The sequence below is a fragment of the Streptomyces sp. CA2R106 genome (genome assembly GCF_037034245.1).
Lineage (GTDB): Bacteria > Actinomycetota > Actinomycetes > Streptomycetales > Streptomycetaceae > Actinacidiphila.
Window position 1 is genome coordinate 1 of record NZ_JBAGKC010000063.1, and the last position, 7,974, is coordinate 7,974.

A 7,974-nucleotide genomic window follows, 5' to 3' on the forward strand; every position below is an offset into this window, starting at 1 on the left:
AGCCGGTTGCAGCTCCGTACGAGCCGCCACCCACTCCCGCAGCCGGTCCGCCTGCGCCGCCAGGCCCTCGGCGGAACGGGCCGACACCGGCCAGGCACCCGCGTACGGCAGCAGGGGCACCACGTCCGGGTCCGTCACAGCCGTGGCGGAGTCACCCTCGGCCGGTTCCTCGGCCGGCGCCTCCTCCACGATGACGTGCGCGTTCGTCCCGCTGATCCCGAACGCCGAGACACCCGCCCGACGCGGACGCTCCCCAGCCGGCCACGCCACCGGCTCACCCAGCAGGCGCACCTCACCGGCCGACCAGTCCACGTGCGGCGACGGCTCGTCCACATGCAGCGTCCGCGGCAGTTCCTCGTGCCGCAACGCCAGCAGCACCTTGATCACACCGGCCATGCCGGCCGCGGCCTGGGTGTGGCCGATGTTGGACTTCACCGAGCCCAGCCACAGCGGCCGGCCCCCGGCACGCTCCTGGCCGTAGGTGGCCAGCAGCGCCTGTGCCTCGATCGGGTCGCCCAGCGGGGTGCCGGTGCCGTGCGCCTCGACAGCGTCCACCTCGGCGGGGGTGAGGCGGGCGTCGGCGAGCGCGGCGCGGATGACCCGCTGCTGGGAGGGCCCGTTGGGCGCGGTGAGGCCGTTGGAGGCGCCGTCCTGGTTGACGGCGGAGCCGCGGATGACGCCGAGCACGTGGTGCCCGTTGCGGCGCGCGTCGGACAGACGCTCCAGCACGACCATGCCGGCGCCCTCGCCCATGCCCATGCCGTCGGCGTCGGCGGAGAAGGCCTTGGAGCGTCCGTCCGCGGCCAGTCCGCGCTGCCGGGCGAAGCCGACCATCTCCCACGGGGTGGCCATCACCGCGACGCCGCCGACCAGGGCCAGCGGGCATTCGCCCGACCGCAGCGCCTTCGCGGCGGTGTGCAGGGCGACCAGCGAGGAGGAGCAGGCGGTGTCCACCGTCATCGCGGGGCCTTCGAGGCCGAGGGTGTAGGAGACGCGGCCGGAGATGATGCTGGTCGCGTTGCCGGTCACGAGGTGGCCCTCGACCTGGGCGGCGCTCTCCTGTCCGCCGAGCTGCATGCTGGCCAGGGCGTAGTTGGAGGAGTAGCCGCCGATGAACACGCCGGTGCGGGAGCCGCGCAGGGTGGCGGGGTCGAGGCCGGTGGCCTCCAGTGCCTCCCAGGACAGTTCGAGCATCAGGCGCTGCTGCGGGTCCATGGCCAGTGCCTCGCGCGGGCTGATGCCGAAGAACCCGGCGTCGAAGCGGGTGGCCTGGTGGAGGAAGCCGCCTTCGCGGGTGTAGGAGGTGCCGGGGCGCGAGGGGTCCGGGTCGAAGAGGGCGTGCTCGTCCCAGCCGCGGTCCTGCGGGTAACCGGAGATTCCCTCGCCGCCGCCGGCGAGCAACTTCCAGAGTTCTTCGGGGGTGTTGAGGTCGCCGGGGAAGCGGCAGCTCATGCCGACGACGGCGATCGGGTCGTCGTCCGTACCCGCCGGGGCCTGGGGAGCGGCGGCGGCACCGGCCGGTGCGTCGTCCGCGTCGAGGGCGCCGAGCAGTTCGGTCCGCAGGTGGGCGGCGAGCACCGCGGGGGTGGGGTGGTCGAACATCAGCGTCGCCGGCAGCCGGAGTCCGGTGACGGCGGCGATCCGGTTCCGCAGTTCGACGGAGGTCAGCGAGTCGAAGCCCAGGTCGCTGAAGGCGCGTCCGGGTTCCACCTCGTCGGAGCCGGTGTGGCCGAGCACTCCGGCGGCCTCGTCCCTGATCCGGTCGACCAGCAGGCGGTCCTGTTCGGCCCGGGACAGGCCGGCGAGCTCCCTCGCCAGGTCGCCTTCGACCCGCTGGGCGCCGCTGTCGGGGCGGTGGGCCGCCTTGAGCTGCCGGACCTCGGCGAGGTCGCGCAGCAGCGGCGCCTCCAGGGCCTGTTCCTGTCCGGGGGCGGAGGCGAAGGCGGCGAGGTCGAGGTCCATGACGGTCAGCACGGTGTCGGTGCCGGCCAGTGCGGTGCCCAGTGCCTTGACCGCCAGCTGCGGGTCCATCAGGACCTCCCAGCGGTTGCGGCGCAGCCGCTGCCGGGCCGCTTCGGTGTTCTGGGACACGCCGTCGCCGGACCAGGGGCCCCAGGCGACGGCGAGGGCCGGCAGGCCGCGGGAGCGGCGGTTCTCGGCGAGGGCGTCCAGGTAGGCGTTGGCGGCGGCGTAGTTGGCCTGGCCGGCGCCGCCGAAGGTCGCGGCCGCGGAGGAGAACAGCACGAACGCGTCGAGGTCCAGGCCGGCGGTGAGCTCGTCGAGGTGGGTGGCGCCGGCGGCCTTGGCGGCGAGGGCGTTGGCCAGGCGGTCGGCGTCCAGCCGGTCGAGCACGCCGTCGTCGAGGACGCCCGCGGTGTGCATGACGGCGGTCAGCGGCGGCCCGTCGGCGGCGATCCGGTCGAGGAGCGCGGCCAGCTGCGTGCGGTCGGCGCTGTCGCAGGCGCGGATCTCCACGGTGCTGCCGGCTGCCGCGGCGCTCGCGGCGAGGGCGGCGGCACCGGGGGCGGCGGCGCCGGACCGGCTGGCCAGCACGAGCCGCTGAGCGCCGCGGCCGGCGAGCCAGCGGGCCACGTGCCCGCCGACGGCGCCGGTGCCGCCGGTGATCAGTACGGTGCCGCGCGGCGCCCACGCGCGGTCGGCGGCGGGCTGCGGGGCGCGGCTGAGCCGGCGGGCGAGGATGCCGGCCGGGCGGATGGCGACCTCGTCCTCCCCGCAGCCGGCCAGGACCGTGCGCAGCCGGCTCGCGGCGCGGTCGTCGAGGACCGCGGGCAGGTCGATGAGGCCGCCCCAGCGGTCGGGCTGCTCCAGCGAGACGACCCGGCCCAGGCCCCAGGTCTGCGCCTGCACCGGCCGGGTCAGGGGGTCGCCGGGGGCGGTGGCCACCGCGCCGGTGGTGAGCATCCACAGCGGGGCGGTGACCGCCGCGTCGGCGAGCGCCTGGAGCAGGGTCAGGGTGCCGGCCAGCCCGGCGGGCAGTTCGGGGTGGCGGAGGGTCGGGGTCTCGTCCAGTGCGAGCAGCGACAGCACACCGGCGGGCGGCGCGGCCCGGTGCGGGTCCGGTGCGCCGGCGGTGTCGGCGGTGCCGCCGGGGTGCAGGGCGCGGGTGAGTTCGGCGGCCAGGGCGCCGCGCTCGGCGGTGCCGGCGGCGACCTCGACGACCTCGGCGCGGGCGCCGCGTGCGGTCAGCGCGGTCACGCACGCCCGGAGCAGGTCCGCGGTGCCGGGGGCGGGGTCGGCGGGGACCGCCACCAGCCAGGTGCCGGCCGGGTGGGCCGGTGCCGGGTCGCCGAGCGGGGTCCAGTTGACCCGGTAGCGCCAGGTGCCGGTGACGTCGCGGTCCCGCTCGCGCCGCCGCCAGGACGCCAGCCGGGGCAGCACCGCGCCGAACGGTTCGGCGGCGTCCACGGCGAGGGTGTCGGCCAGGCGCCGCAGGTCGCCGTCCTCGACGGCGGCCCAGAAGCGGGTCTCGGCCTCGGTGGCCGCGCTGTCCCCGCCGCGTACGGCGGTGGCCGTTTGCTGGGCGGGGGCGTCGGCGCCGAGCCAGTAGCGCTGGTCGCGGAAGGCGTACGTGGGCAGGTCGACGCGGCGGCCGGCGGGCAGCACCCGGCGCCAGTCGACGGCGGTCCCGGCCACGTGCACCTGCGCGAGGGCGGCCAGCAGCCGCAGCGGGCCGCTGTTGTCGCGGTCCAGCGTGCCGGTGACGGTGACCGCCATCGGGGTGTCGGCGGTCGCCAGTTCCTCGACGGTCTCGGTGATCCCGGCGGTCAGCACCGGCTGCGGGGAGACCTCGACGAAGGTGGCGTGGCCGGCGGCGGCCAGCTCCCGTACGGCCTCGTGGAAGCGGACGGTGCTGCGAACGTTGGCGTACCAGTAGTCGGCGCCGAGTTCCGTGCCGTCCATCCAGCGGCACTCGACGGTGGAGTACAGCGGCACCCGGCCGGGTCCCGGGGTGATGCCCGCCAGGCGCTCGGCCAGGACGCCGGCGAGCGCCTCGACACCGGCGGAGTGCGCGACGAAGTCGCTGACCGGGATCGGCCAGCGCATGACGCGCCGGGCGGCGAGTTCGGCCCCGAACTCGGCCAGCGCCTGCGTCTCGCCGGAGACCACGGTGGCGGCGGGCCCGTTCACCGCGGCGACGGCCAGCCGGTCGCCCCAGGGCGCCAGCAGGTCGCGGACGGCCTCGGCGGGCATCACCACGGACAGCATGCCGCCGCCGGTGCCGAGCCCGGACAGCTCCTGGCTGCGGACCGCCACGACCCGGGCCGCGTCCTGGACGGAGAGCACACCGGCCACCGTGGCGGCGGCGATCTCCCCCTGGGAGTGGCCGACCACCGCGCCGGGGGTGACACCGGCGGCCTCCCACACGGCGGCCAGCGACACCATCACCGCCCACAGCATGGGCTGCGCCACGTCCGCGCGCTCCAGTCCTGGGGCGCCCTCGGCGCCGGCCAGCACCTGGGCCGGCGTCCAGTCCGCCCAGTCCACGTGCGGGGCGAGGGCCTGCGCGCACTCCGCGAAGCGGGCGGCGAACACCGGTGAGGCGGCCAGCAGTTCACGTCCCATGCCGGCCCACTGGGCGCCCTGCCCGGGGAAGACGAAGACGGGTTCACCGCTCTCGGCGGCCGCGGTCGTGCCCGCCACCACCCGGGGGTCGCCCGTCCCGGCGGCCAGCGCGGTGAGCCCGGCGACGAGTTCGCCGCCGTCGGCGCCGGTGACCACGGCCCGGTACTCGTGGACCGAGCGGGTCGCCGCGAGCGACCAGGCGACATCGCGCGGGTCGCTGCCGGGGTGGGCCGCCAGGTGCTCCGCGAGGCGGGCGGCCTGCCGGCGCAGGGCGTCGGCGGTGCGTCCGGACACCAGCCAGGCGGTGTCGGCGGTGGTGTCCAGCACCGCGGGCGGCTGCGGGGCCGCGGCGCCGGTGCCCGCGCCGGACGGGTCGCGGGAAGGGCCCGCCTGCGGCTCGGCGTCGAGCGGGGCCTCTTCGAGGATGACGTGGGCGTTGGTGCCGCTGACGCCGAAGGAGGACACGCCGGCCCGGCGCGGCCGCCCGGTGCCGGCCGGCCAGGGCTGGGCCGCGCGCAGCAGTTCCACCTCGCCGGCCGACCAGTCGATCTGCGGCGAGGGCTGCTCGGCGTGGAGGGTCTGCGGCAACTGCTCGTGCTGGAGCGCCAGCACCATCTTGATCAGGCCGCTGATGCCGGCCGCGCCCTGGGTGTGGCCGATGTTGGACTTCACCGAGCCCAGCCACAGCGGGCGGCCCTCGGGACGCTCCTGGCCGTAGGTGGCCAGGACCGCCTGCGCCTCGATCGGGTCGCCCAGCGGGGTGCCGGAGCCGTGCGCCTCGACCGCGTCGATGTCGGCGGCGGTCAGGCCGGAGTTGGCCAGCGCGGCGCGGATCACGCGCTGCTGGGACGGGCCGTTGGGGGCGGTCAGGCCGTTGGACGCGCCATCCTGGTTGATGGCCGAGCCGCGGACCACGGCAAGCACCGGGTGGCCGTTGCGGCGGGCCTCGGACAGCCGCTCCAGGACCACCATGCCGGCGCCCTCGGCGATGCCCATGCCGTCGGCGTCGGCGGAGAAGGACTTCGAGCGGCCGTCGGGGGCGAGGCCGCGCTGCTTGCTGACCCACACGAACAGCTCGGGGGTGGACGCGACGAAGGCGCCGCCGGCGAGGGCCAGCGTGCACTCCCCCGAACGCAGCGCCTGCGCGGCCATGTTGACGGCGACCAGCGCGGAGGAGCAGGCGGTGTCCACGGTGACGGCGGGGCCTTCGAGCCCGAGGGTGTAGGCGACCCGGCCGGACAGCACGCTGGTCGTGGTGCCGGTCAGCAGGTGCGCTTCCAGGCCCTCGGTGGCCGCCGGCTGGGCCAGGCCGTAGCCGGCGAAACTGCCGCCGGCGAACACCCCGGTGCGGGAGCCGCGCAGCGTGCCGGGCACGATCCCGGCCCGCTCCAGGGCCTCCCAGCACGTGCCGAGCAGCAGCCGCTGCTGCGGGTCCATGGCCAGCGCCTCACGCGGGCTGATCCCGAAGAAGCCCGCGTCGAACTCGGCGGCGTCGTAGACGAATCCGCCCCGGCGCACGTAGGCCGTGCCTGGCGCGTCCGGGTCCGGGTCGTAGAGGGCGTCCAGGTCCCAGCCGCGGTCCTGCGGGAAGGCCCCGATCGCGTCGGTGCCGGTGGCCAGCAGCTCCCACAGGTCCTCGGGGGTCTTCACGCCGCCGGGGAAACGGCAGCCCATGCCGACGACGACCACCGGGTCGTCGTCGGCGGCCGCGGTGGCGGGCACGGCGGTGCCGCCGGCGCTCGCGGTGCCGCCGCCCAGCAGCTCGGTGGCCAGGTAGCCGGCCAGCACCCCGGGGCTGGGGTAGTCGAACAGGAGCGTGGCGGGCAGCTTGAGGCCGGTGGCGGTGGCGAGGCGGTTGCGCAGTTCGACGGCGGTCAGGGAGTCGAAGCCCAACTCGCTGAAGGCGCGCGTGCTGCCCACCGCGTCGGCGGAGGAATGCTCCAGGACGGCCGCCGCCTCGCCGCGGACCAGGGTGGTGAGGGTGCGCAGCTGCTCGGTGGTGTTCTGCCCGGCGAGCTGCGCGAGCAGCGGGCTGTCGGCGCCGGGTACGACGTCGCCTGCGGCGGCGGTGCCGGACAGGGCCGCGGCGACCTCGGGCAGGTGCTCGATCAGCGGGCTGGGCCGGCGCAGGGTGAACGGCGGCGCGAAGCGCTCCCAGTCGACGTCCACGACGGCCGGGCTCGTCTCGCCGGCGTCCAGGACGCGGGCGAGGGCGCCGACGGCGAGGTCCGGGTCGAGGAGCCGCAGTCCGCGGCGCTCCAGCTGGAGGCCGTCGTCGCGGGTGCCGGCAGTCCCGACGTTCCAGGGGCCCCAGGCCACGCAGACGGCGCTCGCGCCGCGGGCCCGGCGGCGCTCCGCCAGGGCGTCCAGCTGGGCGTTGGCCGCGGAGAAGCCGGGCTGGCGGCCGCCGCCCCAGACCGCGGCGACGGAGGAGAACAGCACGAACGCGTCGAGGTCGAGGTCGGCGGTCAGCTCGTCGAGCACCGCGGCCGCGCCCGCCTTGGTGGCGAGCACCGGGGCCAGGTGCGGCACGTCCAGGTCGTCCACCAGGACGTTGTCGACGATCTCCGCGAGGTGCAGCACCGAGGACACGGCCGGACCGGTCGTCCCGGCCCACGCCAGCGCTCCGGCCGCCTGGTCGCGGTCGCTCGCGTCGCAGGCGAGGACGTCCACGCGGGCGCCGCCGGCGGCCAGTTCGGCGGCGAGTGCGGCGGTCCGCGCGGTCGCGGTGCCGCCGCCCGTCAGGAGCAGCCTGGCGGCGCCGCGTTCGACCGCCCAGCGGGCGACGGGACCGGCCATGGGGCCGGTGCCGCCGGTGATCAGCACGCTGCCCCGCGGGCTCCACGCCCGCTCCGGCGCCGACGGCAACGCGGCGCGTACGAGCCGCCGGCCCAGCACGCCCGCCGCGCGGATCGCGACCTGGTCCTCACCAGCCCCCGCCAGCACCCCGGCCACACGCGCGGCAACCCGACCGTCGGAACCGTCGAACCCGGCGGGCAGGTCGACCACGCCACCCCAGCGGTCGGGGTGTTCCAGCCCGGCAACGCGGCCGAAGCCCCACGTCAGGGACTGCACCGGGGACATGGTCGCCTCGCCGGGAGCCGCGCTGACCGCACCGCGGGTCAACACCCACAGCGGCGCCTCCACCCCCGCGTCACCAAGAGCCTGGACCACAGCCAACGTACCCGCCAGGCCACGCGGCACCGCCGAGTGCCCAGGCACCGGCGACTCGTCGAGAGCAAGCAGCGACACCACACCCGCCGGTGCCACCGCGTCCTGGAGGACCTGACCCAGTACGGCGCCCACCGCCGCACGATCCACGGCCTCGGCGGGCACACGCACGACGGTGGTGTCCGCGCCACGCGCGGCAAGTGCCGCCGCACAGGCACC

Annotated in this window: 1 protein-coding gene; it reads right to left on the bottom strand. The window is 76.8% G+C overall.

The window, feature by feature from the left end; genetic code table 11:
* Positions 1 to 7,920, bottom strand: a 7,920-nt coding sequence (locus WA788_RS34820) for a type I polyketide synthase (RefSeq protein WP_335984380.1), incomplete at its 3' end; no start/stop codon positions are given.
* Between the last annotated feature and the right edge of the window lie 54 nt (positions 7,921 to 7,974).